Origin of the sequence: Microbacterium sp. CFBP 8801, from assembly GCF_014839455.1 — a bacterium.
In the GTDB taxonomy this organism is placed as follows: Bacteria; Actinomycetota; Actinomycetes; order Actinomycetales; family Microbacteriaceae; genus Microbacterium.
In genome coordinates this window covers 97,910-124,232 of record NZ_JACYNU010000006.1, presented here as the reverse complement: position 1 = coordinate 124,232, position 26,323 = coordinate 97,910, and the positions used below count along the sequence as shown (strand labels likewise).

Genomic DNA, 26,323 nt, shown 5'->3' with positions numbered 1-26,323 from the left:
CGAGTCTAGGAGCGCCCGGCGCCGCTCGGTCGATGTGTCAGCCCTGGAAATCGTCGGGGTCGACGTCGTCGAGGAATCGGCGGAACTCCTCCACCCGGTCGTCCTCGGCGGACGGCTCGATCTCGACCGCGTCGTCGGGCACGCCGGCCTCGGCGAGCACGTCGGCGGCCACCCAGATCGACCCGCCGGAACGGGCGGCGAGCGCAATGGCATCCGACGGGCGGGCGTCGAAGGTGCGCGGTCCCGCGGGCGTCGCGAGCAGCACGCGGGCGTGGAACGTGCCCGCGTCGAGGTGCGTGACCTCGACGCGCTCGACCGAGGCCGACAGCTCGCCGAGCATGGCCGTGGTCAGGTCGTGCGCGAGGGGGCGGGGACTCCCGGTGCCCTCGATCGCGACGAGGATCGACATCGCCTCTTGGGCGCCGATCCACACCGGCAGCACCAGGTCGCCGTCGGTGGCGGTGTCGACCGGCTTCAACAGGATGACGTGCTGCTGGGCCGGGTCGAGGGCCACACCGACCACACGCACCCGGATCATGTCGCCCATCGTACGTGCCGCGACGCGGCGAACCCGGTCAGCGCACGATGCCGAGGGCTCGCGCGCTCGAGACCGCGGCGGTGCGCGACGACACGCCCAGCTTGGAGAACACGTGCGCGAGATGGGACTTCACCGTGGCGTCGGTGATGTGCAGGTGCGCGGCCACGTCGGCGTTGGAGGCACCGCGCGCGACGAGGCGGAGCACCTCGATCTCACGCACCGACAGCGTCACGCGGGGTTCGCGCAGCCGCGCCAGCAGGCGCCCGGCGATCGCGGGGGCCACGGCGCTCTGGCCGGCGGCCGCGGCGCGCACTCCGGCGAGGAGCTCGTGGGGAGGGGCGTCTTTGAGCAGGTAGCCGCTGGCCCCCGCTTCGACGGCGCCGAGGATGTCGCCGTCGGTGTCGTAGTTGGTCAGCACGAGCACGTACGGGGGTGCGGCGAGCGCGCGAATCCGGCGTGTGGCGTCGGCACCGGCCGCGCGGTCGCCGAACTGCAGGTCCATCAGCACGAGTTCGGGAGCGAGCGTGTCGGCCAGGGCGACCGACTCGTCGGCGGTGGCGGCCTCGCCCACCACGTCGATGTCGGTCTCGGCATCGAGCAGCGCCCGCACGCCCGCCCGCACCACGGGGTGGTCGTCGGCGATGAGCACGCGGATCACGGCGTCGCCCCCGGCAGCGTCACGGTGATCGTCGTTCCCGAGCCCGCGATGCTGTCGACGGCGAGTCGCCCGTCGAGCTGGTCGACCCGCTCGCCCATGGCGCGCAGGCCGAAGGAGTCGGTTGTGGATGCCGCGTCTTCGGCGCCGCGCGGATCGAACCCGTCCCCGTCGTCGGTGATCGTCAGACGCGCGGTCCCCCGGTCGGCGCTGAGCCGGATGCCGACGCGGTGGGCACGGGCGTGCTGGGCGACGTTGGCGAGAGCGCCCTGGGCGATGCGCAGGAGCGCCGTCTGCGCATCCATCGGCAGGGACACCGCGGCATCCACATCGACGTCGACGGGGATCTTCTCGCGGGCGCCCCAGCCGGCGGCGAGACGCTCGAGGGCGGAGCCGAGTCCCCGATCGAGGCTGGGTGGCGCGAGCTCGCGGATGAAACGCCGCGTCTCGGCCAGGCCGTCGGCCGCGGTCTGGCGCGCGAGGCGCACGTGCGCGATGCCCGGCCCCTCGGCATCGGCTCGCTCGGCGGCGTACAGCAGCATCTGGATGCTCGAGAGCCCCTGAGCGACCGTGTCGTGCAGTTCGCGCGCCAGGCGGGCGCGCTCGGCGAGGGTGCCCTGCTCGCGCTCGGCGGCGGCCAGCCGGTCGCGGGTCGCCAGCAGCTCGGCCATGAGGGCCTCGCGCTCGGCCGCGCGCCGCTCGAGTGCCGAGTAGCCGAGGCCGATCAGCAGAGCGACTCCGGCTCCGACGACGGGTCCGACCACGCCGCCGACGGTGAGGCCGCCGTGCACCGCGAAGGCCGCGATCGTCAACGCGGTGGTGCCGATGACGGCGAGGGTTCCCGCGACGCCCGGCAGAAGGTGCAGGTACAGGAAGAACAGCGGGAAGACGAGGTAGGCCGCCTCGGGGACGAGCCAGACCAGCGCCGCCCAGACGACGGTGAGGGCCGCCAGCCACACGACGGCGGCGCGGGAGCGCCCACCCCGTGCGAGCCAGAGCCCCGAGAGGTACACCGCGCCGAGCAGCCCGGCCAGGACCAGGGCGAGCACCGGTCCGTTCGTCAGCAGCACGCGCACGACGACCAGGGCCAGCAGGCCGCCGAAGAGGGCGTGGAGTCCGGCGCGCAGGCCCGCGAAGACGGGAGCGAGGGTGCGGTGGGGCATGTCGATCTCCAGGCTACGGATGCCGCGCCGCGGGCGGATCATCCGAAAGGTGGAGAGGGACTTCGTCCCGGCCGCCGATGACCCGCCGCCGCGCCACGGCGACAGTGGAAGAAGCCGGCGAGATCCACCGGCGGAAGGAGGCGACGTGTACGTCGCATGGCGCGATCTTCGGTTCGCCCGCGGGCGATTCGCCCTCATCGGGGCGGTCGTCGCCCTCATCACCCTGCTCGTCGGCTTCCTCTCGGGGCTCACCGGCGGCCTCGCCGCGCAGAACGTCTCGGCCGTGCTGGCCCTGCCCGGCGACAGGCTCGTCCTGCAGCCGGTGGGCGGCGCGTCCGCGACCTTCGCGGACTCCGAGATCGACGACACCACCGTCGCCGCCTGGCGTGGCGCCGCGGGGGTCGAGACGGTGACGCCGGTCGGCATCCTCTCCGCGCGGGCCGAGGGATCCGGTGCGACCGCCGGGGTGGCGCTCTTCGGCCTCGACGCGGGGACCACGCCCGCCGCCCCCTCCGACGACGACGAGGTCGATCTCTCGACCGGGGCCGCCACCGCTCTCGGCACCGCCGTCGGCGACTCCGTCTCGATCGCCGGATCCACCTATCGCGTGGCCGCGGTGGGCGGGGACCTCTCCTACAGCCACCTTCCGGTGATCTCGCTGACCACCGCCGCGTGGCAGACGCTCGATGAGCGCCTGGGCGGCTCGGGTCGGGCGACGGTCCTCGCCGTCTCCGGCACCGCCGCGTGGGACACCGTGGCCGCCGACACCGGCACGGTGGCATCCACCCCCCTCTCGAGCCTGACGGCGTTGCCCACCTTCCGGTCCGAGATCGGCTCGCTGGCCCTCATGATCGCGATGCTCTTCGGGGTCTCGGCCCTCGTCGTCGGCGCGTTCTTCACCGTCTGGACGATGCAGCGCGCCGCCGACATCGCCGTGCTGAAGGCCCTCGGGGCGAGCACCCCCGCTCTGCTGCGTGACGCGCTCGGTCAGGCCCTGGTCGTCCTGCTCGTGGGGGTGGGCGTCGGGATCGGAGCGACCGTGGCCCTGGGCCTCGTGGCGGGCGGCACGCTGCCCTTCGCGCTGAACCCGTTGACGACCGTTCTTCCCGCACTGGTGATGGTCGTGCTCGGCCTCTTCGGCGCGGCCGTCTCGCTTCGCACCGTCACCTCGTCCGACCCCCTCACCGCCCTCGGGAGCACACGATGATCCTGCTCGAGAACGTCACCCTCACCTACCCCGACGGCGACACGCGCGTCACCGCGGTCGACCACGTCACCCTCGAGGGCCGGCCCGGTGTCGTCACCGGGATCACCGGCCCCTCGGGCTCCGGCAAGTCGAGCCTGCTCGCCCTCGCCGCCACCCTCGTCCGACCCGAATCCGGTCGCGTGATCGTCGCGGGAACGGATGCCACCCGCCTCAGCGCGGCGGGGGCCACGACGCTTCGCCGCGAGAGCATCGGCATCGTCTTCCAGCAACCGCAGCTGCTACCCGCCCTCACCGCACGCGAGCAGTTGCGGGTGATGGCGGAGCTCGGCGGGCGCGGCGCGAGACAGCGGCGGACGGCGGTGCGCGGCCGGGTCGACGAGCTGTTGGATGCCGTGGGCCTCAGCGCCCTCGCCGATCGCCGCCCCGCGCAGCTCTCGGGCGGGCAGCGTCAGCGCATCGCGATCGCCCGGGCGCTCGTGCACGAGCCTCGTGTGCTGCTGGTGGACGAACCGACGAGCGCGCTGGACAGCGCCCGCGGCGGAGAGATCATGGCGCTGCTGTCGCGCCTCACGCGCGAACGCGAAACCGCCACGCTCCTCGTCACGCACGACCTCGCGCACCGGGACGCTCTGGACGAGACCGTGGAGGTCATCGACGGGCGCGCGCGCCTGCTCACCAGCCGAAGGAGTTGAACCACTCGCGGCGACGGTCGGCCTCGGCGCGCGACTCGTCGCCGCGCCACGAGTCATGGGGTTCGAGGGTGCCCTGGACGCTCCGGGTCACGAAGGCCCAGCAGATCGGACACACTGCCCGGCCGCCGGGGTAGCCGTCGGGCAGGGTCGGTGCCGCCTCCGCCGGGGAGCCCGCGCCGGGGCACTCCGGGGGATCGGACTGCGCGTCGCTCCACAGCAGGCGTCCCCCCGTGCGGTGGTGCAGGCCGCGGTGCCCGTTCTCACGGGTGCAGATCTCTCCGTTCCTCCTGAGCAGACACAGCTTCCTCGCGGCTCCGGGGAGCGCTGCCAGCGTTCGCGTCATCCTTCGATTCTCTCCGCTGCGAGCGCAGTGGGGGCAGATGCGGGATGCGTACGGGGCGGTGGGGTCCGGTGGGGAAGGGCTCGGTGGTCATCGTCGACCACCACCGGAACGACTGTCACTCATGTCGACCTCCTGGTGCCTCGACCATCCGTCATCTCCCGCGTCGCGCCGAGGGGGTTGACAGTGCCGACGACAGTGATAGGGATACCCCTCGGGGGTATACTGGATGCCATGCACGGATACCAGGGGCACAAGAACGACCTGCTCAAGCGCCTTCGTCGCGCGGAGGGTCAGGTGCGCGGCATCGCCCGCATGGTCGACGACGACCAGTACTGCATCGACATCCTCACCCAGGTCTCCGCCGTCACCAAGGCGCTCGAGAACGTCGCCCTGTCGCTGCTCGACGACCACCTCTCGCACTGCGTCGCCGAGGCGGCGGCCCAGGGCGGCCCGGTCGCCGAAGAGAAACTGAGAGAAGCCAACCAGGCGATCGCCCGCCTGGTCCGCTCGTGAAGGAGACCCCCATGACCGAACAGCGCATCGACCTCGGCCTGACGTCCGCGACTCCCGCGTCCGGCGGATGCGGCGACGGCTGCGGGTGCGGCCACGCCGCCGCCGACCCCGTCCCGAACTCCTCGAGCACGGCCACCGACATCCTGCGGGTGGAGGGGATGACGTGCGCGCATTGCGTCCGCGCGGTGACCGAGGAGCTCGGAGCCCTCGACGGCGTCGACGTCGTCGACATCGACCTCCGCGTGGGCGGAGCCTCGCTCGTGCGAATCTCCTCCACCGGCGAGGTGGGCGACGCCGAGATCGCCGCGGCGATCGACGAGGCCGGCTACACGCTGGCGCGCTGAGCGAGCCTCAGGACGCTCGGCGCCCTCAGCAGCCGCGGCGGACGAGGGCGTCGACGGCGGCGTGGAACGTGAGGTGCTGCGACACCTCGACGGCGCGGTCGTACCGCGAGCCGCCGAGCGCGACGAACACCGAGCCCACCACTTCGACGTAGCCGACGATGTAGCCGTCGCGGGCGACCTCGTAGAGGTCGAGGTCGATGCGGGTCCAGGGGATCTCGGTGATAGCGGGAACCGACGGGGTCGGAAGAGGACCGGGAACGGTAGTACGGGTCACCCTCGACGAACCCCGGCGACTGAGCGGTGCTTCCATGACCATTCGAGAACTCCTTCGGTCTTCCGGGGGTGATCTCAGAGTGAAGCGTCGCGCCGGGAAGCGTTTCGGGGTTGACGAATCCGGGCGCCGCCGTTAGCGGTGCGCTAACCGGCTGACCGGGCCGGTCGGCCGCGACGGGGACGGTCCTCCGACAACTCGAACGGCGTGGCTGCGGCCGTGAGCACCGCCACCTCGTCGAGCCAACGAAGGTCGGCCTCGAGCCGCACACGCCGGGCCGCGCGCACGATCGCCGCGGGGATGGCATCCGGGTTCTCGGTCCCGGACTCGGTCAGAGCAGCACGAACGGCCGTGCGCTGGGTGGACAGGATGCCGCTGACGTCGGCACCCGGCAGCGTCACCGCCAGGGCGATCTTCAGCGCCACGTCGTCGCGTCCCGCAACGACAGACGCGGTGGACAGCCAGGTGCGCGCTTCGAGGCGTCCGGCCTCGGTGGGCTCCCACAGCATGCGCCCCTCGTCGTCGAGGCCGCAGCCGACCACGAGGCCGTCGCGTTCGAGGCGTTCGAGGGTCGTGTAGACCTGTCCGACGTTGACCGTGGCGCCCGTGCGCCGTTGGTACTCCGCGCGCAGCTGAGAGCCGTAGCAGGCGCCGCGATCGAGGATCGCGAGCAGGCTCTGACGTACCGACACGGCGGCCTCCCGGCGGGCTCGAAAATGACTTGCTCAGTATATGGTTCGACGCCGAGGCAACCCCGAACGGCGCTCCGGAGCCCGGCGTAGCATGTGGTCTGACCACACAATCCGGTTCGATCGGAGGCTCCTGATGGAGTGGCTCGACCCCCTGGCTCTCGCCCGCTGGCAGTTCGGGTTGACGACCCTGTACCACTTCCTCTTCGTGCCGCTCACGCTCGGGATGTCGCTGGTCGTGGCCATCTTCCAAACGGTCTGGTACCGCACCGGAGACGTGCGCTGGCTGCACATCACGCGCTTCTTCGGCAAGATCTTCCTCATCAACTTCGCCATGGGCGTCGTCACGGGGATCGTGCAGGAGTTCCAGTTCGGCATGAACTGGTCGGCGTACTCACGCTTCGTCGGCGACGTGTTCGGCGCCCCCCTCGCGTTCGAGGGGCTGCTCGCCTTCTTCCTCGAGGCGACGTTCATCGGCCTCTGGATCTTCGGGTGGGACAAGCTCCCCCGCCTCGCCCACCTCGCCAGCATCTGGATGGCGACGATCGGCGCCACCCTCTCGGCGTACTTCATCATCGCCGCCAACGCCTTCATGCAGAACCCGGTCGGGTATCAGATGTCCGCCGAGGGGCATCGCGCCGAACTCGTGGACTTCTGGGCACTGCTGACCAACCCGGTCGCCCTCGCCGCCTTCCCGCACACGATCTTCGCGGGCTGGATGTTCGCCGCCATGATCGTCGTCGCCATCTCGGCCTGGCACATGGCCCGCGGCCAGAACACCGACATGATGCGCAAGACCCTGCGTTTCGGCCTGTGGTCCACGCTCGTGTCGTTCGTCCTCGTCGCCGTCGTCGGCGATCAGCTCAGCCTGGTCATGGTCGCGACGCAGCCGATGAAGATGGCCGCCGCCGAGGCGACGTTCCACACCGTCTGCGGTCAGGATGCCTCGTTCTCGATCTTCACGCTCGGCACCCCCGACGGCACGAGCGAGCTGTTCTCGATCCGGGTGCCGTTCCTGCTCAGCATCCTGTCGACGCACTCGCTCGACGGCTGCGTCGAGGGCATCAACGACTTGAACACGCTGTACAGCCAGCAGATGTTCCCGCAGTTCGCAGGCCAAGTCGACGGCAACTTCGCGCCCGTGCTGTGGGTCACCTACTGGGCGTTCCGCTGGATGATCGCCCTGGGCGGTATCGCCGCGCTGGTCAGCGTCGTGGGCCTGTGGGTCACGCGCAAGAAGGCCACCCGCCCGGTCGCACCCTGGATGTGGCGCGTCGCGATCTGGGCCGCTCCCCTGCCGATGCTCGCGAGCCTCGTCGGGTGGGTGTTCACCGAGATGGGCCGTCAGCCCTGGATCGTGTTCGGTCTCATGCTCACGCAGGACGGCGTCTCGCCCAGCGTGCCGGGCTGGAGCGTGCTCATCTCGCTCGTCGCCTTCACCCTCGTGTACGCCAGCCTCGCCGTCGTCGAGTTCGGACTCATCAAGAAGTACGCGCAGAAGGGTCCCGACCCCCTGCCCGATCCGGACGCCGTGCACGACGACTCCGTCGAGAACACCCCGACCACGGTCTACTAGGAGCCCCTCATGGACCTCGCATACCTCTGGTTCTGGATCGTCGCCTTCCTCTTCGTCGGCTACTTCGTGCTCGACGGTTTCGACTTCGGCGTGGGCATGTCGATCCCCTTCCTCGGCAAGGACGACATCGCCCGCCGGCAGATCATCAACACGATCGGTCCCGTATGGGACCTCAACGAGACGTGGGTCATCGTCGCCGGCGCCGCCCTGTTCGCGTCGTTCCCCGAGTGGTACGCGACGCTGTTCAGCGGCTTCTACTTGCCTCTCCTGGCGATCCTGCTCGCCCTCATCGCCCGGGGCGTCTCGTTCGAGTACCGCCACCAGCGCGACTCCCTGCGGTGGAAGCGCTCGTTCGACCGCATGATCGTGATCGGCTCGGCACTGCCCGCCTTCCTCTGGGGCGTGGCGTTCGCGAACATCGTGCAGGGCGTGCCCCTCGACGCCGACCACGAGTACGTCGGCACCGTGCTGACCCTGCTGAACCCCTACGGCATCCTGGGCGGACTCACGACGCTGAGCCTGTTCTTCCTGCACGGGTTGTTCTTCGTCGCGCTGAAGACCGACGGGCAGGTGCGCGCCGACGCCCGGTCGCTCGCGAAGAAAGCGGGGCTCGCGACCATCGCCCTCGCCGCACTGTTCCTCGGGTGGACGATCGTGAACGCCGCGAACGCCCAGGCACCCCTGCTGCTCGGGGTCGTCGCCCTCGCGGGCATCGCCGCTCTGACGCTCATCGGCGCGTGGGTCGCGAACCTCCGCGACCGCGAGGGGACGGCGTTCACCCTCGGCGCGATCACGATCGTCGCCGCGGTCGCGGCCCTGTTCTTCGCGCTCTTCCCCAACGTGATGCCCTCGACCCTGGGTGCCGGATCGAGCCTCACGATCGACAACGCCTCGAGCACCGACTACACCCTGACGATCATGAGCTGGGCGGCACTGATCTTCCTGCCGCTGATCCTCGCCTACCAGGGCTGGACGTATTGGGTGTTCCGCAAGCGCGTGACCCGCGCGCGCATCGAGAAGGCCGCGCTGGTGGCGCATTGAAACCCGTCGATCCCCGGCTGCTGCGCCACGCCACCGCCTCGCGCCGCTTCTTCGCGGTCACGGCGGCGATCGTCCTCGCCCAGACGGGGGTGATCGTCGGCTTCGCGGGGGCGCTCACCGCCGCCCTCGTCGGCGCGATCGAGGGCCGACCGCTCGCGGAGCTCTGGGGCTACGTGGGGATCGCGGCCTCGCTCGCCCTGCTGCGCGGGCTCTTGATCGCCGCCTCCGAGCGGGTGTCGGCGCGCGGAGCCGCGGCGGCCTCGTTGCAGCTGCGGCGAGCGCTGGTCGCGGCGGTCCCGCGCCTCGGCCCGGCATGGCTTTCGCAGCGCAACTCGACGAGCCTCGCCCTGACGGCGGGGCACGGCCTGGAGTCCCTCGACGCGTACTTCGGGCGCTACCTGCCCCAGCTGGTCGCGACCGCGATCACCCTGCCGATCCTCATCGGCGCGATGACCCTGGCCGACCCGCTGTCGGGCCTCACGGTCGTGCTGACCATTCCCCTCATCCCGCTGTTCATGGTGCTCATCGGCCTCGCCACCCGCGGCGTGCAGCAGAAGCAGTACCGCACGCTCGGCCGCCTCGCCGCACGCTTCGCCGACACCGTCGAGGGGCTCGGCACCCTGAAGGTGTTCGGCCGACAGCACCGCGCGGCCGACTCGATCGAGACGGTCACGCGCGACTACAAGCGCGAGACGATGACGGTGCTGCGCGTGTCGTTCCTCTCGGGCTTCGCGTTGGAGTTCCTGGCATCCATCTCGGTCGCCATCATCGCCGTCACCATCGGCTTCCGCCTGCTCGCGGGCGACCTCAGCCTGCTCGTCGGGCTCTTCGTGCTGCTGCTGGCCCCCGAGGCGTACCTGCCGCTACGGCAGGTGGGCGTGCAGTTCCACGCCGCGAGCGAGGGGGTCGCGGCGACCGAGCAGATCTTCGACGCCCTCGACGCCGCGCGCGCCGCCGATGTTCCGGATGCCGTCACCCCGGCGCGCGGGACGACGCTCGCGCTCGAGGGGGTGCGCGTGCACCGCGAGGGGCACCGCTCGCCGCGGGTGTCGATGTCGGTGGGCCCGGGCGAGGTCGTGGTCGTGTCGGGGCCGAGCGGCGTCGGCAAGTCCAGCCTGATCGCGGCCCTGCTCGGTTTCGCCGACCACGACGGCGAGGTGCGCCTGGACGGGACCGCCGTGCCGCACGCTCGCGACAGCGTCTCGTGGGCCGGCCAGCGGCCGGGACTCGTGACGGGCACCGTCGGCGGGAACGTGGCCCTGGGCTCGACGCCCGACGTCGCGGCGATACGTCTCGCCCTCGACGACGTGGGGGCAACCGACATCGACCCGGCCACCCCGCTCGGCGCGAACGGCGCGGGGCTCTCGGGCGGGCAGGCGCAGCGCGTCGCCGTCGCCCGGGCGCTGTACCGGGCACGGGTCGTGGGGACGCCGTTCATCGTGCTCGACGAGCCCTCGAGCGCCCTGGATGCCACGACCGAGGCACACCTGTGGGCGACGCTGCGCCGCGAGGCCGACGCCGGCCGCGGGGTGCTGCTCGTCTCGCACCGCCGGTCCGCACGCGCGATCGCCGACCGCGTGGTCGAGGTGGACCCCCCGCGTGAGCCGCCAGGATCCGTCGCTTCCGCGCTCGTCGCGGCGACGAATCCTGGCGACTCGCGCGCGAGTCGGGCGGTGCGGTCGTGAACGACCGGGTGCGGGGGATCCTGCGATCCGCCCTGCCGTCGCCGCGGCGCTTCGCTCCGGCCCTGCTGTCGGGCTTCGGGTCGGCGGCGAGCGCGATCGCGCTATTGGCGGCGAGCGCGTGGCTGATCGCGCGGGCGGCCGAGCAGCCCCTCGTGATGTACCTGTCACTGGCAGTCGTGGGCGTGCGGGCTTTCGCGCTGTCGCGCGGGGTGTTCCGCTACCTCGAACGGCTGAGCGGGCATGACGCCGCTCTCCACCAGCTGGCCGGGGTGCGCGCCGAACTCGTGCGCGGCCTCGTGCCCCTCGCTCCCGACGGTCTCGGCCGCGCCCGCCGCGGCGGACTGCTCTCCAGCGTCGTCGACGACGTCGAGGAGTTGCAGAACCTGCCGCTGCGCGTCGTGCTGCCGCTGGCGACCGCGGTGCTGACGGCCCTGGCCGCCGTGGTGTTCGTGGCCCTCGTGTCGTGGCCGGCCGCCCTGGTGCTGTTCGCCTGCCTCGCCGCAGCCTTCGCCGTGGCCGTCGCCGTGGGGTGGGTCGCGGGGGCCCGCGCCGAGCGCTCGATCGCGCCGCTCCGCGCCGATGTCGCCGACGCCCTGCACGACCTGCTGACGAACCTCGACGTGCTGACGGCCTACGGGGCGGGGGATGCCGCCCGCGAGCGCATCAGCCGGGCAGACCGGGCACTGCGCAGTGCCGTCGTGCGCCGGGGCGGGGCGCAGGGACTCACCGCGGGGGCCGTTTCGGTGCTCGCGGGACTCGCCTCGGTGGCTGCCCTGCTGGTGGCTGCCCCCGCGGTGACCGGCGGCACCCTGTCAGGACCGGGCCTCGCCGTGGTCGTCCTGCTGCCGATGGCGGTGTTCGAAATGTTCGGTCCCGTGCCGCTGGCACTGGCCTCGTGGCGGCAGGTCCGGCGCGCCGCGGAGCGCATCGCCGAGGCCGTGCCCGACGGCGTGCCCGAGGGCCTTCCCCGCGACGAGCCGGCCGCCACGGGCTCCGCACCGGCGCTGGGTTCGGGCCTCTCCCTCGTCGGCGTCTCGGCGCACTGGCCTGCGCGGGGCGACACCGATGCCGACGCCGGGCGGCTGCACGACGTCTCGCTGCACGTCGCCCCGGGCGAGCGCGTGCTCGTGAGCGGACCGAGCGGCGCCGGCAAGACGACGCTCGCGCACGTGCTCGTCCGCTTCCTCGACGTCGCGGGGACATACGAGATCGACGGAGTGGACGTGCGCACCCTGTCGGGCGACGACCTACGCCGCACGGTGGGTCTCGTCGAGCAGTCCCCTCATCTGTTCGACGAATCCGTCCGTCAGAACCTGCTCTTCGCCCGCGACACCGCCACCGACGACGACCTCCGGGCCGCCGTGGCCCGTGTCGGCCTCGACGACTGGGTCGCCGAGCGGGGCGGACTCGACGCGCGTGTCGGCGATCGCGGGGCGCTCGTCTCGGGCGGGCAGGCACAGCGCCTGGCGCTGGCGCGGGCGCTGCTGCGCGGCTTCCCCGTGCTCGTGCTCGACGAGCCGACGGCGGGCGTGGACCCCGCGGCATCCGATGCCCTGCTGCACGATCTGCTCGGCGCGGTGGGACGCGACCGCGCCGTGGTGCTCGTGTCGCACGTCGAGGTGCCCGCCGGGCTGGTCGACCGCGAGGTGCGCCTGGAGGGCGGGCGGGTGGTCGCGGGTGTCAGGGAGCGCGCACGTCAGCGACCGCCCCGGTTCTCGTGAGCGCCCTCTGACGGCGCCACAACGAACCGCACCCGCTCGGGCGCGACACTCATCGACACCACGTCGCCCGGGCCCAGCCTGCCCGCGACCTCCGGCGTGACCTCGACGGCTCCCGCATCGGTGACGACCCGCACGCCCGTCAGCGTCGCCTCCAGGTAGGCGACGGTCGCCCGGAACCCCTCACCGAGACGCGCGTCGACCGCGCGGAAGACCGCCGCAAGAGGGGTGCCGTCGACGCCCGCGAGCGCGCGAGACGCGGCATCCGATGCGGTCAACCTCACCCCGCCTCGCACGAACGCTCCCCCCTGGGCCACCCCGACGAGCCGTTCCAGGCCCGCGATCCGTGCCGCGACGTCGGTCGCCGGAGCCGTCAACACCTCGCGCACGGGCCCGGCCTGCGTCACGCGTCCGCGCTCGACGATCACGAGCCGGTCGGCCAGGGCCGCGGCATCGACGGCGTCGTGGGTCACCGCGACGGCCGTCACTCCGGCGAGGTGCTCACGCAGCATCGCGCGGATCTCCGAGGCCGTCACCGCGTCGAGCGCCACGAGCGGCTCATCGAGCAGCACGACCCGCGGTTCGGCGGCGAGCGCCCGAGCCACCGCGACGCGCTGCTGTTCACCGCCCGACAATTCCACCGGGCGCCGGTCCCCCGCCCCCGGGAGCCCCACGCGATCCAACCATTCGTCGGCGCCGGAGCGGGCGACGGATGCCGAGACCCCTGCCGCGCGCGGGCCGAACGCGACGTTCTCGCGCGCGGAAAGATGCGGGAACAGCCGCGCGTCCTGCCCCAGCAGCACGACGCCTCGGCGCATCGGCGCCGTGCGGAGCCCCGGGGCTCGATCGAGCACGCGCCCGTCCACCGCGATCTCGCCGCCGTCGAGCGGAGTGAGACCCGCGAGCGCACCCAGCAGCGTCGACTTGCCCGCGCCGCTCCGGCCCATCACGGCCACCGTCTCACCCGCGGCGACGTCGAGCGCGATGTCGACGTCGAAATCACGGCGGCGCACGCGCACCTCGGCGCGGAGCACCGCGGCATCCCGAGCCGTCATCGCCCCACCCCCGGCCGCCACCCGCGCACGAGCAATAGCACCGCGACCGCCGTGATCAGCAGCAGCAGCGACAGGGCGACCGCGGTGCCCTGCGAGACGCCCGCGCCGTTGAACGCCGTGTATATCGCCAGCGGCATCGTCTGCGTGACCCCGGGGCGGTTCCCGGCGAACAACGCGGTCGCACCGAACTCGCCGATCGCGCGAGCGAAGCACAGCACGATCCCCGCGACGATGCCGGGGGCGGCCAGCGGCAGCGTGATCCGGCGCAGGATCGTCGCGCGGCTCGCCCCGAGAGACGCCGCCGCCCGCTCGAACTCGACACCGGTGCTGCGCAGAGACCCCTCGACCGCGAGCACGAGGAACGGCAGGGCCACGAACACCTGAGCGAGCACGACGGCGGGGGTGGTGAACGGCAGTCCGAGCGCGCCGAACCACCCGTTCCGCCCGAACAGGTACAGCAGGGCGACGCCGCCGACCATGGGCGGCAGCACGAGCGGAACGGTGACCAGCGCCCGCAGCAGCGCCGCCGTGCGCCCCGGGCTCCGCGCGATCACCAGGGCCAGGGGGATGCCGACGATCGCGCACAGCACGGTGGCCACGGCCCCCGTGCCCAGCGACAGGCCGAGCGCCGAAAGCGCGGCCGCCGAGGTCACGTCGCTCCAGAGCGTCGCCCACTGCACCCGGGCGATGAGCGCGGTCAGGGGCACGAGCAGGAAGAGCAGCCCGACGACCGCCGGCACGATCAGCCAGCGCGGAACGTAGCCCGCCGCTCTCACAGGGCGCGGAACCCGGCGTCGGCGAGGATCCGCCGACCGTCGTTCGAGAGCACGAAGGCGACGAACGCCGCGGCCGCGTCGGGGTTCGGGGCGTCGGCGAGGGCGGCGATCGGGTAGCGGTTCACCACGGCGTCGGCGCCCTCGGGCACGATGGCCTCGACGTCATCCCGGCCGACCACGTCGGTGGCGTAGACGAGTCCGGCATCGGCTTCGCCGGCGGCGATCTTGGTGAGCACGGCGGTGACGTTCTGCTCGGCGCTGGCGGGCGTCACCGTGACGCCGGCGTTCGACAGCAGCGTCGCCGACGCCGCGCCGCACGGCACCTCGGGGGCGCACAGCACCGTGGTCACACGCGCGAGGTCGGCGAGGGTCGACACCGCGCCGGGGTTGCCGGTGGGCACCGCGATGACGAGCGTGTTGCCCGCGAACAGCTGCGGGTCGGGGGCCTGATCCGTCACCTTCGCCATGTTCTTCTCGTCGGCCGAGGCGAAGACGTCGGCGGGCGCGCCCTCGCCGATCTGCGTGGCGAGGGTGCTCGAGCCGTCGTAGACGGCGCTCACGGCGACCCCGGGGTGGGCGGCCTCGAAGGCCGTGGCGATCTCGTCGAACGACCGCTGCAGCGAGGCGGCGGCGTACACCTCGACGGTTCCGTCGAGCGTGGCTGCGGACGCGGCGGACCCGGATGCCGCGGGGGCGGGGGATGCCGTCGGGCTCGCGCAGGCGGCGAGCAGGGCGGCAGCGGCGAGGACGACGAGAAGACGGAGGGGGCGGCGCACGGTGTTCCTTTCGGCGGCGCCGGCGGCCCGCGACCTCCATTGTGCCCTCATTTGCGGACAATATGGCCGCAATTCTCCGCACTCGCCCTTCCGGCGCTCCCCGTCACCACCGTCGTACCGAGCCGAACTCCTGAGAAATACGGCGTCCAGGCCACCCTCGGGCAGCATCCGGCGCGCCGCGCCCCGAAACTCAGGAGTTCGGCCCGCGTCGACCGCCCGTCGAGGCCGGCGAGTCACGCCCGCTCGGCCGCCCGTCGACCCCGGCCAGCCACGCCCGCGTCGGGCGCTCAGCGAGGCCGCCGCCTCACGCCCGCGGAGCCTCCACGGTCACGACCGTCGCCTTCACCGAGGCCACCGCGAGCGACCCCGGGGCGAGCGCCAGCTCTTCCGCCGCCTCGGCCGACATCAGCGACACCACGCGGTGCGGCCCGCACTGCAGGTCGACCTGCGCCATGACGCCGTCGATCCGCACGCGCGTGACGATGCCGACGAAGCGGTTGCGCGCGCTCGAGGCGACCCCGGTCGGGTCGTCGGGCTCGTCGGCGAGCGCCACGGCCCGCTCCGCGAGGGCCGCCCCCGGGATCTCGACGGGCGAGGCACCGGTCGTCGGCAGCACGCCCTGGTCGATCCAGCGGCGGACGGTGTCGTCGCTGACGCCGAGCAGGCGCGCGGCCGTGGCGATGCGGAAGGTGTTCGGCATGCGACGACCGTATCGCCCGCGCGGTTCGCGGAGCTGTCACACCAGGAGATTCCCCGTAGCTCCCCACCGCCCTCCCCCGCCCCCGCGCGCTTAGGCTCGACTCATGGATGCCGAGCACACCACCACGAGGCCGGGCCCGGTCGTCGTACCGCTCGGCGCCACCGTGACCGCGGGCGCCCCGGCGGGCCAGCTGGGCGCGATCCGCGCCACCGGCGCACCGCGCACGGGCGAACCGCGCACGGGATCATCGCGCACGGCAGAACCGCAACGCGAACCCGGCGCCGTCCGCGCGACCGGCGCCCCGCAAGAGGGCGGACTGCTCGACCGCTTCGGTCGCACCGCCCGCGACCTGCGCGTCTCGGTCATCGACAAATGCAACCTGCGCTGCACGTACTGCATGCCCGCCGACGGACTGCCCTGGCTCCCCCAGTCGCAGCTCATGACGACCGACGAGATCCGCCGGATCGTCCGCGTGGCCGTGCAGTCGCTGGGCGCCGAAGAGCTGCGCATCACCGGCGGCGAGCCGCTCGTGCGCAAGGACCTCGAGTTCATCATCGCCGGCATCCGCGAAGACAATCCCGACCTGCCGATCGCGCTGACCACGAACGCGGTCGGTCTCGATCGCCGCGCCCAGGCGTTGAAAGACGCGGGCCTCACCCGCCTGAACGTGTCGCTCGACACCCTGCACGCCGAGACCTTCGCCTCTCTCACCCGCCGCCCCCACCTCGACAAGGTGCTCGCGGGCCTGCAGGCCGCCCGCGCCGCGGGCCTCGGCCCGATCAAGATCAACGCCGTGCTGCTGCGCGGTATCAACGACACCGAGGTCGTGCCGCTGGTCGAGTGGGCGGTGTCGAACGGCTTCGAGATGCGTTTCATCGAGGACATGCCCCTCGACGGCGACCGCTCGTGGACCGCGACGAACGTCATTCCCGCCCGCGACATCCGGGCCGCGATCGGCGAGGCCTTCGAGCTGTCGGCCGATCCCCGCGGCCGCGGTGCCGCGCCCGCCGAGCGCTGGGAGGTGCGCCGCCACGGCGAGACCGCCCTGGCCGGTCACGTCGGCATCATCTCGTCGGTCACCGAGCCGTTCTGCAACGCCTGCTCGCGCACGCGCGTCACCGCCGACGGCCGCATCCGCTCGTGCCTGTTCTCGCACGAAGAGACCGACCTGCTGAGCGTGCTGCGCGACGGCGCCGACGACGAGGGCCTCGCGCAGGTGTGGCGCGACGCGATGTGGGCCAAGCCCCGCGCCCACGGTTCCGACACGGTCGGTCTGGCACGACCCGACTTCGTGCAGCCCGAGCGCACGATGAGCGCGATCGGCGGATGAAGCCGCTCGTCGAGCCGGTGGCATCCCTCGCCCCCGAAGAGTTGATCCGCACCGCCCGCCACGCCGTGCTGCTCGGCATCGGCGAGGAGGGACAGCGGCGTCTGGCGGCCGCCCGCATCGCCGTCGTCGGCGCCGGCGGTCTCGGCTCCCCCGTGCTGCTGTCGCTCGCGGCCGCGGGAATCGGCGAACTCATCGTCATCGACGACGATGTCGTCGAGCGCACCAACCTGCAGCGTCAGCTGATGCACCGCGTCGACGACATCGGCACCGCCAAGACGGCATCCGCCGCCCGCGCCGTTCGCGACCTCTCCCCCCTCACCGTCGTGCGCGAGCACACCGTACGACTGACCCCCGACAATGCCCGCGAGCTGTTCGAGGGCGCCGATCTCGTCATCGACGGCAGCGACACCTTCGACACGCGCGAGGCCGTCGCCGCCGCGACCGAGTCCCTCGGCATCCCCCTCGTCTGGGGAGCCGTGCAGGAGTGGGCGGCGCAGGTGACCGTGTTCTGGTCGGCCCCGCCCGAGGGCCACGTGCCCGTGGTGCTCGGCGATCTGTTCCCTCCCGGCTCGGCCGGAGAACCGCCCACGTGCGCGCAGGTGGGCGTGCTCGGCTCTCTCTGCGTGCAGGTCGGCGGGCTGCTCGCGACCGAGGCGATCAAGCTGATCACCGGCGCCGGAGAACCGCTCCTCGGCCGACTCGTCGTGATCGACGCGCTCCGCGCGCGTCACGACGTCCTCCCGCTCGTGCCCGCGCGGCACCCGTGACCCGTCTCGCCCAGATCCCGGAGGCCCCGATGACCCCGCTGCTCACCGTCGAACAGCACCGCGACCGCGTGCTCGCCGCCGTCGCGCTGCTTCCCGCCGAAGAGGTGCCACTCGCCGCCGCGGCCGGACGCACCCTCGCCGGGCCCGTGCTCGCCGCCCACGACCTGCCCGGTTTCGACAATTCGTCGATGGACGGCTTCGCCGTGCGCTTCGCCGACGTCGAGGGGGCGGATGCCGAGACCCCGGTGACCCTGAGGGTCGTAGCCGATCTGCCGGCCGGCACCGCCGACGACCCGACGCTCGCGACGGGTGAGGCCGCGCGCATCATGACGGGCGCGGCCGTTCCCGCCGACGCCGACGCCATCGTGCCGTTCGAGGACACGGCCGGGGGCCTCGCCGACTCACTCGGCTCAGTCGAGGTGCGCCGGGGTCCCGCCAGTGCGGGCGCCTTCATCCGTCGCCGCGGCGGCGACACGCGCGCGGGTGACATCGTGCTCTCGCCCGGCGAGCGCCTCGGCGCCTTCGCCCTGGCCGCGGCGGCCGCCGCCGGCGTCGACACCGTGTCGGTCACGCGCCGCCCCCGCGTGGCGATCGTGTCGACCGGCAGCGAACTCGTCGCCCCCGGTGCAGCGCCCGAACGCGGCCAGACCCCCGATTCCAATGCGACGCTGCTGACCGCGCTCGTCACCGAGGCCGACGCCGAGATCGACCTCGTCGACCGCATCGGCGACGACCCCGCCGGCATCGACGCCGTGCTCGCCCGCGCGGCGCGCGCCGATGTCGTCGTGTTCACCGGCGGAGTGAGCGCGGGCGCCTACGAGCCCGTACGGCTGGCACTCGCCGACCGCATCGCCTTCGACAGGATCGCCATGCAGCCCGGCAAGCCGCAGGCCTTCGGCGTCCTCCCCGACGGTCGCCTCGTCTTCGGTCTGCCCGGCAATCCCGTGAGCGTCGCGGTGTCGTTCGAGGTGTTCGTGCGCCCCGCCCTGCTGGCGCTCCAGGGGCGCGCCGACGTCGACCGACGCCTCGCCCGCCTCACGGCATCCGAGAGCTGGACGACTCCGCCCGGACGCCGCCAGTACCTCCCCGCCGCGGTCGATCTGGTCGCCGGAACCGTGCGCCCGGCCACGGCCGGAGGGTCGGGTTCGCACCTCGCGGCCTCGCTCGCTCGCGCCGAGGCCTTCGCGATCGTCCCCGCCGACGTGTCGGCCGTCGCCGTGGGCGACCCGCTCGATGTCATGCTGATTCCATGACCTTCACCCACCTGGATGCCACGGGCCACGCCCGCATGGTCGACGTCACGCTCAAGCAGCCCACCGTGCGCTCGGCGACCGCGCGGGGCTTCGTGCGGTGCGCGCCCGAGGTGGTCGCGGCCCTCCGCGACGGCACCACCCCCAAGGGGGATGTGCTGGCCGTGGCGCGGATCTCCGGCATCCAGGCCGCCAAGTCGACTCCGGCTCTGCTGCCGCTGGCCCACGTCATCGGCGTGCACCGCGCCTCGGTGGAGCTCGAGATCACCGACGACGGCGTCGAGATCGAGGCCACGGTCGGCACCGCCGACCGCACCGGCGTCGAGATGGAGGCGCTTACGAGCGTCTCGGTCGCCGCCCTCGCCATCGTCGACATGGTGAAGGGCATGGACAAGGGCACCTTCATCGAGAACGTACGCATCGTGTCGAAGACCGGCGGCAAGTCGGGCGATTGGCGGCGTCCGGGCGAGTCGGATGCCGCGGACGGGGCGCCCGCATGAGCGTCCGCGTCCGCTACTTCGCCGCCGCCGCCGAGGCCGCCGGCACGGATGCCGAGGACCGCGCCGAGACGACCCTGGTCGCGCTGCGCACGGCGATCGCCGCCGCCCACCCCGCCCTCGTCGGCATCCTGGATCGCTGCGCCGTGCTCGTCGACGGCACGCGCCACGACGACGACGTGGCGCTCACCGGCGCGACCCACGTCGACGTGCTGCCGCCCTTCGCGGGCGGCTGAGCGCGCCCCACGAAGCGACGCTCGGCGACGTCCAGGTAGTCGCGCATCTGACTGCGCTTGACGATCAGGAAACCCTTGATGCGGGCGATCTCGGCGACGGTCGGGACCGTGACCCCTCCCCCGGAGGGGAGCGTCACTCGCTGCACCTCCAACGGCCGACGCCCGGAGGGCATCAGATCTGATACCTATCCGCCCAGGCCCTTCCACTCCGTGGTGCCGTCGGCCTCGACCTGACGCTTCCACACGGGGAGGTCGGTCTTGATCGTCTCGATCACCGTGCGGCACACCTCGAACGCCGCGGCGCGATGACCGGATGCCACGGCGATGATCACGGCCGCATCGCCCACGCCCAGTCGCCCGACGCGGTGACTGACGGCGACGATCGCGTCGGTGCCGGCCGCGGCGTCCTCGGCGATGCGGTGAAGCGCCTGCTCGGCGTCGGGGTGCGCGCTGTACTCCAGGGCGACCACCGCGTCGGAGGCATCGGGGTCGGTGTCGCGGACGCGCCCGACGAAGGTGGTCACGGCACCCGACGAAGGGTCCTCGACGGCATCGAGGTGCACGTCGAGGTCGAGCGGCTGCTCCGACAGGCGGGCGATGCGGACGGCACTCATGCGTGGTCTCCTCCGGCGAGCTGGTCGAGCACGTGCGGGGCGATCTCGGCGATCACCGTGATTCCGGATGCCACGGCGCGCGTGGATCCGGGAAGGTTGACGACGAGCACCCCGGGGTCGACGATCCCCGCCAGCCCGCGCGAGATGACCGACAGGGGGGTGTCGGCGAGGCCCCGGCGACGCAGCTCTTCGGCGACACCGGGCAGCTCACGATCGAGCACCCGGGCGGTGCCCTCGGGCGTGCGGTCGCGGGGCGCGATGCCCGTGCCACCCGTGGTGACGATGAGTCCCGGCCCCTCGGCGACGGCGGCGCGCAGCGCGGCCTCGACGCTGTCGGCCCCATCGGGCACGACGACCGCGTCGGCGCAGATGAAACCGGCCTCGCGCAGCAGCGACACGGCGAGCGGGCCGCCGCGGTCTTCGCGCAGGCCCGCGGCGGAGCGGTCGGAAACGGTGATCACCCGGGCGACGTGCGGCACGGGATCAGCCTAGGTCAGACGCCCGAGGGGCGGACCCCGACGAGCGCGACGAGACGCGAGGAGCGCACGAGAGCATCGTCAGACCGTCTCGACCTCGGGGACCTCGGGCGCGAGGCGACCCGCCTCGGCCTTCGGCTCCGGATTATCGCGCTGCACGTGCTCGGCAGCAGCGGTGATGCGCTGGGCCATACCGCTGAAGATGAGGCCGTGGAAGGGCAGCACGGCCAGCCAGTACAGGCGCCCAGCGAGACCGGTCGGAAAGAAGAGCGCGCGCTGGTCGAAGCGCGCTCCGTCGCCCTCGGGGGTCGCGCGTAGTTCGAGCCAGGCTCCCCCGGGCACTTTCATCTCGGCGCGCAGGCGCAGCAGGTGGCCGGGCTCGATGGCCTCGACGCGCCAGAAGTCGAGCGCGTCGCCGACGGTCACGACCGAGCGGCTACGGCGACCGCGGGCGAGGCCCACCCCACCGACCAGGCGGTCCATCCACCCGCGGATCGCCCACAGCAGGGGCGAGGAGTACCAGCCGTTCTCGCCGCCGATGCCCTCGATGACCGACCACAGCTGCGCGGAGTTCGCCGTCGTCGTCATGGTGCGCTCGTCGGTGTACACCAGGCGTCCGGCCCAGTCGGGGTCGCTCGGCAGCGGGTCGCTCGGAACGCCCGAGACCTCGGCATCCTGCCAGCTGGTCTCGATGGCGTCGTCGTTCACGCGTCCGAGAGCACGGCGGACGGCGTCGCGGTACGGCAGCAGACCCCCCTCGGGACGCGGCACCAGGTCGTCGATCGCTCGGTCCTTCACCACGCAGTCGTTCTGCAACGACTCGACCAGGGGCCGTGCGATCGCCTTCGGGATGGGGGTGACGAGATTGACCCAGTGCGACGCGAGTCGAGGGGTGAGAACGGGCAACGAGGCGATCGCGCGCTGGTGCAAGCCGGCCTCCAGCGCGTAGCCGTTCATCATCTGGCCGTATCGCAGCACGTCGGGGCCGCCGATGTCGACGGCGCGGTTGACGTTCGGCGCGACCCGAGCGGCTCCGAGAAGATAGTGCAGCACGTCGCGCACGGCGATCGGCTGGATGTGGTTGCGCACCCACTTGGGTGCCGGCATGTACGGCAGCACGTCGGTGAGGTGGCGCACCATCTCGAACGAGGCGGAGCCCGAGCCGATGACGACGCCCGCCTGCAGCACGAGCGTGGGCACACCGCTGGCCAGCAGGATGTCGCCCACCTCGACGCGCGAGCGCAGATGCGCCGACAGCGTGGCGTCGTCGGGGTGCAGTCCGCCGAGGTAGACGATGCGCGACACCGAGGCCGCCGCCGCCGCGTCGGCGACCGTCTGCGACGCGCGCCGGTCGGTGGCCTCGAAGTCGCGGCCGCTGCCCATCGAATGGATCAGGTAGTAGAGCACGTCGACGCCCTCGACGGCGCTGCGGACCGCATCGGCGTCGGTCGCGTCGCCGGCGACCGTCTCGACCTCGTCACCCCAGGGGAACGCCTCGACGCGGCGCGGATCGCGCGCCATCACGCGCACGCGGTAGCCGGCCGAGAGCAGTCGGGGAACGAGTCGACCGCCCAGATATCCGGTGGCACCCAACACCAGGGCGCGAGGGGCCGAGCCGTCGGGCCGGGGCTGGGCGACGAGCGCGGTTTCGCGGCCGGTGGGGGCGGAGAGCTCGGTCATGCCCGCCACGGTACGCGCGGCATCCGACATCGCCGGGGGCTTGACGGACGCGAGGGTGCGCGCGTGCCGCCGGATCGTTCCGGTCCGCTCGACGCGCACCCCGCCGCGGGTGGGGCGATCGGGTGCTGACCTTCCGCTAACACACGCTCTCGCGCAGCGCCCGGACTGGAAACGAAAGCCGATCCGAGTGAAGCTGGACCGATGAACGAGAAACCCCCCTCGGCATCCGGAGCCGCACGGCTCGAGGTCGACGACGTGATCGTCATCGACAAGAAGCGCGTCCGCACCGCCATCGGCGGCACCGTCGTCGGCAACTTCATGGAATGGTTCGACTTCGGTATCTACGGCTACCTCGCCGTCACGCTCACCGTCGTCTTCGCCTCCGACGTCCCCGCCCCCTGGAACCTGCTGGTCACGCTCCTCGGCTTCGCCATCTCCTTCCTCGTCCGCCCCTTCGGGGGTTTCGTGCTCGGCCCGCTGGGCGATCGCATCGGCCGCCAGAAAGTGCTGTTCCTCACGATGGCGATGATGGCCGCGGCCACCGCGCTCATCGGCATCCTCCCCACCTCCGCGCAGATCGGGCTGTGGGCGATCGTCCCCCTGTACCTGCTCAAGATGGTGCAGGGCTTCTCAACCGGCGGCGAGTACGCCGGGGCGACCACCTATGTCTCGGAGTTCTCGCCCGACCGCCGGCGCGGATTCTGGTCGTCGTGGCTCGATGTCGGGTCGTACGTCGGCTTCGCCGCCGGCGCCTCGGCCGTGGCGATCACCACCGCGATCACCACGTCGATCTCGGGTGAGAACGCCATGGTCGACTACGGGTGGCGCATCCCGTTCCTGTTGGCGATCCCGCTCGGAATCGTCGCGATCTACTTCCGTCTGCGCATTCCCGAGACGCCCGCCTTCGAGCACACCGGCTCGGCCGAGATCGATGCGGACGACCCGATGGCCCGCCAGGGTCTGATCGGCATCGTGCGGCACCACTGGAGGGCGCTCCTGATCGGTATCGCCCTCGTCGCCGCCACCAACACCGCCGGATACGCCCTCACCAGCTACATGCCGACCTACCTCGAGAAAGAGGTGGGCGTATCCAACCTGTCGGCCGCGGTGGCGACCGTGCCGGTTTTGCTGGTCATGTCGGCAGCCCTCCCCCTGATCGGTCGCCTGAGCGATCGGATCGGCCGCAAGCCCGTGTACGCCATCGCCGCGGGGTCCGCCCTGGTGCTGCTGGTTCCGGCGTTCCTCATCATGCAGATCGGTGAGCTGTGGGCGGTGATGATCGCCCTGTGCATGGCGGCGGTGCCGGTGGCGTTCTACGTCGCCATCTCGGCATCCGCTCTGCCGGCCCTGTTCCCCACCGCGTCGCGGTTCGGGGCGATGGCCGTCGCCTACAACATCGCCGTGTCGCTGTTCGGCGGCACCACCCCGCTGTTCAGTCAGGCGCTCATCGACCTGACCGGCAACACCCTCATGCCGGCGTTCTACATCATGTTCTTCGCCGCTCTGGGGCTGGTCGCCCTTCTGTCCATGCGCGAGACGGCCCGCCGACCGCTGCTCGGATCGATGCCCACCGTCGAGACCACGGCCGAGGCCGAGGCCCTCGTCGAGCGGCAGGACGACGACCCGCTCATCGACACCTCGACCATGCCGCTGCAGATCCGCCGCTCGTAGCCGCGCCGGAACGGGGAGGGATGCCGGAGGTCACGGCATCCCTCCCCGTTCCGCTCTTCCCGGGTCGGTGGCACGACGCCGCCCGACCGGGCACACGCTCAGCGCCGACGCCCGTTGCCGAACAGTCCGCGGATGACCCCCGACACGATGCTCTTCGTCGCCCCGCGCCCCAGCAGATCGTCGAGAGGCGCCGTCGGGGTGCTCGCCCGGCGGCGCGGGGCCGCGGTGGTCTTGAGGATCCGGTCGTACTCGCGCTGCGCCTTCTTCTGCGCGTCGGCGCGGGCCTTGTCGATCGCGGCCTTCTGCTTCGCGAACTCGGCCTGGTCGGCGGCGGCCTTCTTCGCCCGCTCGATGGCCTCCTGCGCGTCGGTCGCGGCCTGCAGGCGCGCGCCGAGGATCTCGCGCGCGGACTCGGGGTCGACGGGGGTGCCGTAGGTCGAGAAGAGGGGCGATGACGAGACCGCCGCGGCCATCGCGTCGGCGCTGATCGGCGCCATCGACGCCCGCGGGGCGAACAGGCGTGTCCAGGCGACCGGGGTGGGCGCCCCGCGCTCGCTCATGACGGTGATGATCGCTTCGCCCGTGCCGAGCTCCTGCAGCACCCGTTCGAGGTCGTAGCCCGAGTCGGGGTACGTGCGCACCGAGGCCCGCAGCGCCGTCGCATCGTCGGGGGTGAAGGCCCGCAGGGCGTGCTGAACACGCGAGCCCAGCTGGGCGAGCACGTCACCGGGAACGTCCTTCGGCGTCTGGGTCACGAAGAAGACCCCGACGCCCTTCGAGCGGATCAGCCGCACCGTCTGGGTGATCGCGGCGAGGAACGCCTTCGACGCGTCGCGGAACAGCAGGTGCGCCTCGTCGAAGAAGAACACGAGTTTGGGCTTGTCGAGATCGCCGACCTCGGGGAGCGTCTCGTACAGCTCTGCGAGCAGGTACATGAGGAACGTCGAGTACAGCTCGGGTCGCGCGGCCACGTTGGGCACTTCGAGCAGGCTCACGATGCCGGCACCCGTGGCATCGGTGCGCAGGAACACGCTCACGTCGAGCTCGGGCTCGCCGAAGAAGGTCTCGGCGCCCGCCGCGGCGAACGCGATGAGCTCGCGCAGGATCACTCCCGCCGTCGCGGCCGACAACCCGCCGATGCCCTTCAGCTCGGCCTTGCCCTCGTCTGCGGTCAGATGGAGCAGCACCGCCCGCAGATCGGACAGGTCGACGAGGGCGAGCCCCTTCTCGTCGGCGTAGTGGAACACCAGTCCCAGGCTCGACTCCTGCGTCGCGTTCAGGCCCAGCACCCGGCTGAGCAGCAGCGGTCCGAAGCCCGAGACCGTCGCCCGCACGGGGATGCCCGCGCCCACGTCGTCGCCGAGCGCGAAGAACTCGGTCGGGAACGCCCGCGCCGACCAGTCCTGACCGAGGGCGGCGGTCCGCGCGGCGAGCTTCTCGCTCGGCGTCCCGGGCGCGGCCAGACCCGAGAGGTCGCCCTTGATGTCGGCGGCGAACACGGGCACCCCGTTCTCGGACAGCTGCTCGGCGAGCAACTGCAGGGTGCGCGTCTTGCCCGTGCCGGTGGCGCCGGCGACCAGACCATGGCGGTTCGTCATCGCCAGCGGAATGCGCACGGGAACGGATGCCACCGGCCCGCCGTTGATCAGCACGCCGAGGTCGAGGGTCGCGCCGTCGGCGGTGTAGCCCGCGGCGACGGCGGCGACCTGGGCATCGGACAGCGGCCCCGACGCGGCGGACCCGACCGAGGTGTTCGCGGGCGGGGCGGCGTGGGGCGACGCGGAGGGGTCGGACCGCCCGGTCGCCGCAGAGCCGGCCGGAGCGGGTGCCGTCGTCGTCGGCACGATCTCGGGCGCCGCCGCGGGCTCCCCCGCCGGCCGCGCCGACGCCGCCGCCGCGCGCGCACGGGCAGCCGCCGCCTCGGCCGCGGCCAGGTCGGCGCGCGCACGGGCGAGTCGCAGCTCGGCCTCGGCGGCATCGGCCTCGGCCCGCAGGCGGGTGACCTCGGCGTCGGCGTCGGAGAAAGCGGGGGTCTCGTCGGCGGCGGCGCTCATGCGCGT

28 protein-coding genes are annotated in these 26,323 nt (G+C 72.5%); 14 read left to right on the top strand and 14 right to left on the bottom strand.

All coding sequences use genetic code 11. The features are described 5' to 3' along the window. Nucleotides 1–37: 37 nt before the first annotated feature. From IFR11_RS09390 to IFR11_RS09380, 3 genes are read right to left on the bottom strand one after another with little or no spacing between them, the layout of a single operon-like run. On the bottom strand, nucleotides 38–538 hold the full coding sequence (locus IFR11_RS09390; RefSeq protein ID WP_055939407.1) for a bifunctional nuclease family protein: 501 nt from the start codon (nucleotides 536–538) through the stop codon (nucleotides 38–40). Between the two features lie 37 nt (nucleotides 539–575). Next, entirely contained in the window at nucleotides 576–1,196 is a 621-nt protein-coding gene (locus tag IFR11_RS09385) for a response regulator (protein ID WP_191915973.1), read from the bottom strand. Beyond that, on the bottom strand, nucleotides 1,193–2,356 hold the full coding sequence (locus IFR11_RS09380; protein WP_055939410.1) for a sensor histidine kinase: 1,164 nt from the start codon (nucleotides 2,354–2,356) through the stop codon (nucleotides 1,193–1,195). The genes IFR11_RS09385 and IFR11_RS09380 overlap by 4 nt, the downstream gene beginning before the upstream one ends. Before the next feature lie 145 nt (nucleotides 2,357–2,501). Between IFR11_RS09380 and IFR11_RS09375 the strand changes: the two genes are divergently transcribed. After that, nucleotides 2,502–3,563 (top strand): ABC transporter permease, encoded by a 1,062-nt coding sequence (locus tag IFR11_RS09375; protein WP_191915972.1) that lies wholly within the window; start codon nucleotides 2,502–2,504, stop codon nucleotides 3,561–3,563. After that, a complete protein-coding gene (locus tag IFR11_RS09370; protein ID WP_191915971.1) occupies nucleotides 3,560–4,255 on the top strand; it encodes an ABC transporter ATP-binding protein in 696 nt (231 codons plus the stop codon). The genes IFR11_RS09375 and IFR11_RS09370 overlap by 4 nt, the downstream gene beginning before the upstream one ends. On the opposite strand, the gene IFR11_RS09365 is transcribed toward IFR11_RS09370, so the two are convergent. Continuing rightward, complete coding sequence (locus IFR11_RS09365; RefSeq protein WP_244630685.1) at nucleotides 4,236–4,598, bottom strand: hypothetical protein; 363 nt, start codon at nucleotides 4,596–4,598, stop codon at nucleotides 4,236–4,238. The two genes, IFR11_RS09370 and IFR11_RS09365, sit on opposite strands and share 20 nt — an antisense overlap. A gap of 231 nt (nucleotides 4,599–4,829) precedes the next feature. Here IFR11_RS09365 and IFR11_RS09360 point away from each other — a divergent pair, with 231 nt between their 5' ends. Further along, the gene (locus tag IFR11_RS09360) at nucleotides 4,830–5,111 is read left to right on the top strand and encodes a metal-sensitive transcriptional regulator (protein ID WP_191915970.1); all 282 of its coding nucleotides are present in this window, start codon (nucleotides 4,830–4,832) and stop codon (nucleotides 5,109–5,111) included. 11 nt (nucleotides 5,112–5,122) lie between these two features. Further along, entirely contained in the window at nucleotides 5,123–5,455 is a 333-nt protein-coding gene (locus IFR11_RS09355) for a cation transporter (RefSeq protein WP_191915969.1), read from the top strand. Nucleotides 5,456–5,480: 25 nt separating this feature from the next. Here the strand turns inward: IFR11_RS09355 and IFR11_RS09350 are convergent, their stop codons facing one another. Together IFR11_RS09350 and IFR11_RS09345 are read right to left on the bottom strand one after the other, a co-directional pair. After that, complete coding sequence (locus IFR11_RS09350; RefSeq protein WP_191915968.1) at nucleotides 5,481–5,729, bottom strand: hypothetical protein; 249 nt, start codon at nucleotides 5,727–5,729, stop codon at nucleotides 5,481–5,483. Between the two features lie 143 nt (nucleotides 5,730–5,872). Continuing rightward, nucleotides 5,873–6,418 (bottom strand): helix-turn-helix transcriptional regulator, encoded by a 546-nt coding sequence (locus tag IFR11_RS09345; protein WP_191915967.1) that lies wholly within the window; start codon nucleotides 6,416–6,418, stop codon nucleotides 5,873–5,875. Nucleotides 6,419–6,551: 133 nt separating this feature from the next. Here IFR11_RS09345 and IFR11_RS09340 point away from each other — a divergent pair, with 133 nt between their 5' ends. From IFR11_RS09340 to cydC, 4 genes are read left to right on the top strand one after another with little or no spacing between them, the layout of a single operon-like run. Next, the gene (locus IFR11_RS09340; RefSeq protein ID WP_055938548.1) at nucleotides 6,552–7,991 is read left to right on the top strand and encodes a cytochrome ubiquinol oxidase subunit I; all 1,440 of its coding nucleotides are present in this window, start codon (nucleotides 6,552–6,554) and stop codon (nucleotides 7,989–7,991) included. Nucleotides 7,992–8,000: 9 nt separating this feature from the next. Further along, complete coding sequence (gene cydB, locus IFR11_RS09335) at nucleotides 8,001–9,032, top strand: cytochrome d ubiquinol oxidase subunit II (protein ID WP_055938552.1); 1,032 nt, start codon at nucleotides 8,001–8,003, stop codon at nucleotides 9,030–9,032. Further along, the gene (cydD, locus tag IFR11_RS09330; RefSeq protein WP_191915966.1) at nucleotides 9,029–10,717 is read left to right on the top strand and encodes a thiol reductant ABC exporter subunit CydD; all 1,689 of its coding nucleotides are present in this window, start codon (nucleotides 9,029–9,031) and stop codon (nucleotides 10,715–10,717) included. The genes cydB and cydD overlap by 4 nt, the downstream gene beginning before the upstream one ends. Further along, nucleotides 10,714–12,438 (top strand): thiol reductant ABC exporter subunit CydC, encoded by a 1,725-nt coding sequence (gene cydC, locus IFR11_RS09325; RefSeq protein WP_191915965.1) that lies wholly within the window; start codon nucleotides 10,714–10,716, stop codon nucleotides 12,436–12,438. The genes cydD and cydC overlap by 4 nt, the downstream gene beginning before the upstream one ends. On the opposite strand, the gene IFR11_RS09320 is transcribed toward cydC, so the two are convergent. From IFR11_RS09320 to IFR11_RS09305, 4 genes are all read right to left on the bottom strand, one after another. After that, nucleotides 12,414–13,490 carry an ATP-binding cassette domain-containing protein gene (locus IFR11_RS09320; RefSeq protein ID WP_191915964.1) on the bottom strand — a complete coding sequence of 359 codons (1,077 nt, stop codon included), beginning with the start codon at nucleotides 13,488–13,490 and terminating at the stop codon, nucleotides 12,414–12,416. The genes cydC and IFR11_RS09320 overlap by 25 nt on opposite strands. Continuing rightward, complete coding sequence (modB, locus tag IFR11_RS09315; protein ID WP_446724811.1) at nucleotides 13,487–14,233, bottom strand: molybdate ABC transporter permease subunit; 747 nt, start codon at nucleotides 14,231–14,233, stop codon at nucleotides 13,487–13,489. Before modB ends, IFR11_RS09320 begins: the two co-directional genes overlap by 4 nt. A gap of 29 nt (nucleotides 14,234–14,262) precedes the next feature. Next, nucleotides 14,263–15,042 carry a molybdate ABC transporter substrate-binding protein gene (gene modA, locus IFR11_RS09310; RefSeq protein WP_191915962.1) on the bottom strand — a complete coding sequence of 260 codons (780 nt, stop codon included), beginning with the start codon at nucleotides 15,040–15,042 and terminating at the stop codon, nucleotides 14,263–14,265. Nucleotides 15,043–15,346: 304 nt separating this feature from the next. Beyond that, a complete protein-coding gene (locus IFR11_RS09305) occupies nucleotides 15,347–15,742 on the bottom strand; it encodes a TOBE domain-containing protein (protein WP_055838769.1) in 396 nt (131 codons plus the stop codon). Between the two features lie 103 nt (nucleotides 15,743–15,845). Between IFR11_RS09305 and moaA the strand changes: the two genes are divergently transcribed. Genes moaA through IFR11_RS09280 form a run of 5 tightly spaced genes read left to right on the top strand, consistent with a single transcriptional unit; the run spans nucleotide 15,846 to nucleotide 19,822 of the window. Next, the gene (gene moaA / locus IFR11_RS09300; RefSeq protein ID WP_191915961.1) at nucleotides 15,846–17,072 is read left to right on the top strand and encodes a GTP 3',8-cyclase MoaA; all 1,227 of its coding nucleotides are present in this window, start codon (nucleotides 15,846–15,848) and stop codon (nucleotides 17,070–17,072) included. Next, nucleotides 17,069–17,839, top strand: a complete 771-nt coding sequence (locus tag IFR11_RS09295) for a HesA/MoeB/ThiF family protein (RefSeq protein ID WP_191915960.1) — start codon at nucleotides 17,069–17,071, stop codon at nucleotides 17,837–17,839. Before moaA ends, IFR11_RS09295 begins: the two co-directional genes overlap by 4 nt. Nucleotides 17,840–17,868: 29 nt before the next feature. After that, the gene (locus tag IFR11_RS09290) at nucleotides 17,869–19,092 is read left to right on the top strand and encodes a molybdopterin molybdotransferase MoeA (protein WP_191916021.1); all 1,224 of its coding nucleotides are present in this window, start codon (nucleotides 17,869–17,871) and stop codon (nucleotides 19,090–19,092) included. Beyond that, a complete protein-coding gene (gene moaC, locus IFR11_RS09285; RefSeq protein WP_191915959.1) occupies nucleotides 19,089–19,589 on the top strand; it encodes a cyclic pyranopterin monophosphate synthase MoaC in 501 nt (166 codons plus the stop codon). The genes IFR11_RS09290 and moaC overlap by 4 nt, the downstream gene beginning before the upstream one ends. Then, a complete protein-coding gene (locus IFR11_RS09280) occupies nucleotides 19,586–19,822 on the top strand; it encodes a MoaD/ThiS family protein (protein ID WP_055838773.1) in 237 nt (78 codons plus the stop codon). Before moaC ends, IFR11_RS09280 begins: the two co-directional genes overlap by 4 nt. 185 nt (nucleotides 19,823–20,007) lie before the next feature. Here IFR11_RS09280 and IFR11_RS09275 read toward each other — a convergent pair whose 3' ends face one another. The 3 genes from IFR11_RS09275 to IFR11_RS09265 form a co-directional block, all read right to left on the bottom strand. Continuing rightward, nucleotides 20,008–20,436, bottom strand: a complete 429-nt coding sequence (locus IFR11_RS09275) for a molybdenum cofactor biosynthesis protein MoaE (RefSeq protein ID WP_055838775.1) — start codon at nucleotides 20,434–20,436, stop codon at nucleotides 20,008–20,010. Then, the gene (locus IFR11_RS09270; RefSeq protein WP_191915958.1) at nucleotides 20,433–20,915 is read right to left on the bottom strand and encodes a molybdopterin-binding protein; all 483 of its coding nucleotides are present in this window, start codon (nucleotides 20,913–20,915) and stop codon (nucleotides 20,433–20,435) included. The genes IFR11_RS09275 and IFR11_RS09270 overlap by 4 nt, the downstream gene beginning before the upstream one ends. Nucleotides 20,916–20,993: 78 nt before the next feature. Beyond that, on the bottom strand, nucleotides 20,994–22,592 hold the full coding sequence (locus IFR11_RS09265; RefSeq protein WP_055838780.1) for an SDR family oxidoreductase: 1,599 nt from the start codon (nucleotides 22,590–22,592) through the stop codon (nucleotides 20,994–20,996). 201 nt (nucleotides 22,593–22,793) lie between these two features. Here IFR11_RS09265 and IFR11_RS09260 point away from each other — a divergent pair, with 201 nt between their 5' ends. Then, a complete protein-coding gene (locus IFR11_RS09260; protein ID WP_191915957.1) occupies nucleotides 22,794–24,263 on the top strand; it encodes an MFS transporter in 1,470 nt (489 codons plus the stop codon). 98 nt (nucleotides 24,264–24,361) lie between these two features. On the opposite strand, the gene IFR11_RS09255 is transcribed toward IFR11_RS09260, so the two are convergent. Beyond that, nucleotides 24,362–26,317 (bottom strand): helicase HerA-like domain-containing protein, encoded by a 1,956-nt coding sequence (locus IFR11_RS09255; RefSeq protein WP_191915956.1) that lies wholly within the window; start codon nucleotides 26,315–26,317, stop codon nucleotides 24,362–24,364. Between the last annotated feature and the right edge of the window lie 6 nt (nucleotides 26,318–26,323).

What these genes read in the sequence shown, in the direction of transcription:
- IFR11_RS09365 (WP_244630685.1), bottom strand. Translation starts at nt 4,598, where the DNA reads ATGACGCGAACGCTGGCAGCGCTCCCCGGAGCCGCGAGGAAGCTGTGT.
- IFR11_RS09355 (WP_191915969.1), top strand. Translation starts at nt 5,123, where the DNA reads ATGACCGAACAGCGCATCGACCTCGGCCTGACGTCCGCGACTCCCGCG.
- IFR11_RS09360 (WP_191915970.1), top strand. Translation starts at nt 4,830, where the DNA reads ATGCACGGATACCAGGGGCACAAGAACGACCTGCTCAAGCGCCTTCGT.
- moaC (WP_191915959.1), top strand. Translation starts at nt 19,089, where the DNA reads ATGACCTTCACCCACCTGGATGCCACGGGCCACGCCCGCATGGTCGAC.
- moaA (WP_191915961.1), top strand. Translation starts at nt 15,846, where the DNA reads ATGGATGCCGAGCACACCACCACGAGGCCGGGCCCGGTCGTCGTACCG.
- cydB (WP_055938552.1), top strand. Translation starts at nt 8,001, where the DNA reads ATGGACCTCGCATACCTCTGGTTCTGGATCGTCGCCTTCCTCTTCGTC.
- IFR11_RS09370 (WP_191915971.1), top strand. Translation starts at nt 3,560, where the DNA reads ATGATCCTGCTCGAGAACGTCACCCTCACCTACCCCGACGGCGACACG.
- IFR11_RS09380 (WP_055939410.1), bottom strand. Translation starts at nt 2,356, where the DNA reads ATGCCCCACCGCACCCTCGCTCCCGTCTTCGCGGGCCTGCGCGCCGGA.
- IFR11_RS09255 (WP_191915956.1), bottom strand. Translation starts at nt 26,317, where the DNA reads ATGAGCGCCGCCGCCGACGAGACCCCCGCTTTCTCCGACGCCGACGCC.
- IFR11_RS09275 (WP_055838775.1), bottom strand. Translation starts at nt 20,436, where the DNA reads ATGAGTGCCGTCCGCATCGCCCGCCTGTCGGAGCAGCCGCTCGACCTC.
- IFR11_RS09320 (WP_191915964.1), bottom strand. Translation starts at nt 13,490, where the DNA reads ATGACGGCTCGGGATGCCGCGGTGCTCCGCGCCGAGGTGCGCGTGCGC.
- IFR11_RS09295 (WP_191915960.1), top strand. Translation starts at nt 17,069, where the DNA reads ATGAAGCCGCTCGTCGAGCCGGTGGCATCCCTCGCCCCCGAAGAGTTG.
- IFR11_RS09265 (WP_055838780.1), bottom strand. Translation starts at nt 22,592, where the DNA reads ATGACCGAGCTCTCCGCCCCCACCGGCCGCGAAACCGCGCTCGTCGCC.
- IFR11_RS09390 (WP_055939407.1), bottom strand. Translation starts at nt 538, where the DNA reads ATGATCCGGGTGCGTGTGGTCGGTGTGGCCCTCGACCCGGCCCAGCAG.
- IFR11_RS09290 (WP_191916021.1), top strand. Translation starts at nt 17,869, where the DNA reads ATGACCCCGCTGCTCACCGTCGAACAGCACCGCGACCGCGTGCTCGCC.
- IFR11_RS09280 (WP_055838773.1), top strand. Translation starts at nt 19,586, where the DNA reads ATGAGCGTCCGCGTCCGCTACTTCGCCGCCGCCGCCGAGGCCGCCGGC.
- IFR11_RS09340 (WP_055938548.1), top strand. Translation starts at nt 6,552, where the DNA reads ATGGAGTGGCTCGACCCCCTGGCTCTCGCCCGCTGGCAGTTCGGGTTG.
- IFR11_RS09260 (WP_191915957.1), top strand. Translation starts at nt 22,794, where the DNA reads ATGAACGAGAAACCCCCCTCGGCATCCGGAGCCGCACGGCTCGAGGTC.
- IFR11_RS09305 (WP_055838769.1), bottom strand. Translation starts at nt 15,742, where the DNA reads ATGCCGAACACCTTCCGCATCGCCACGGCCGCGCGCCTGCTCGGCGTC.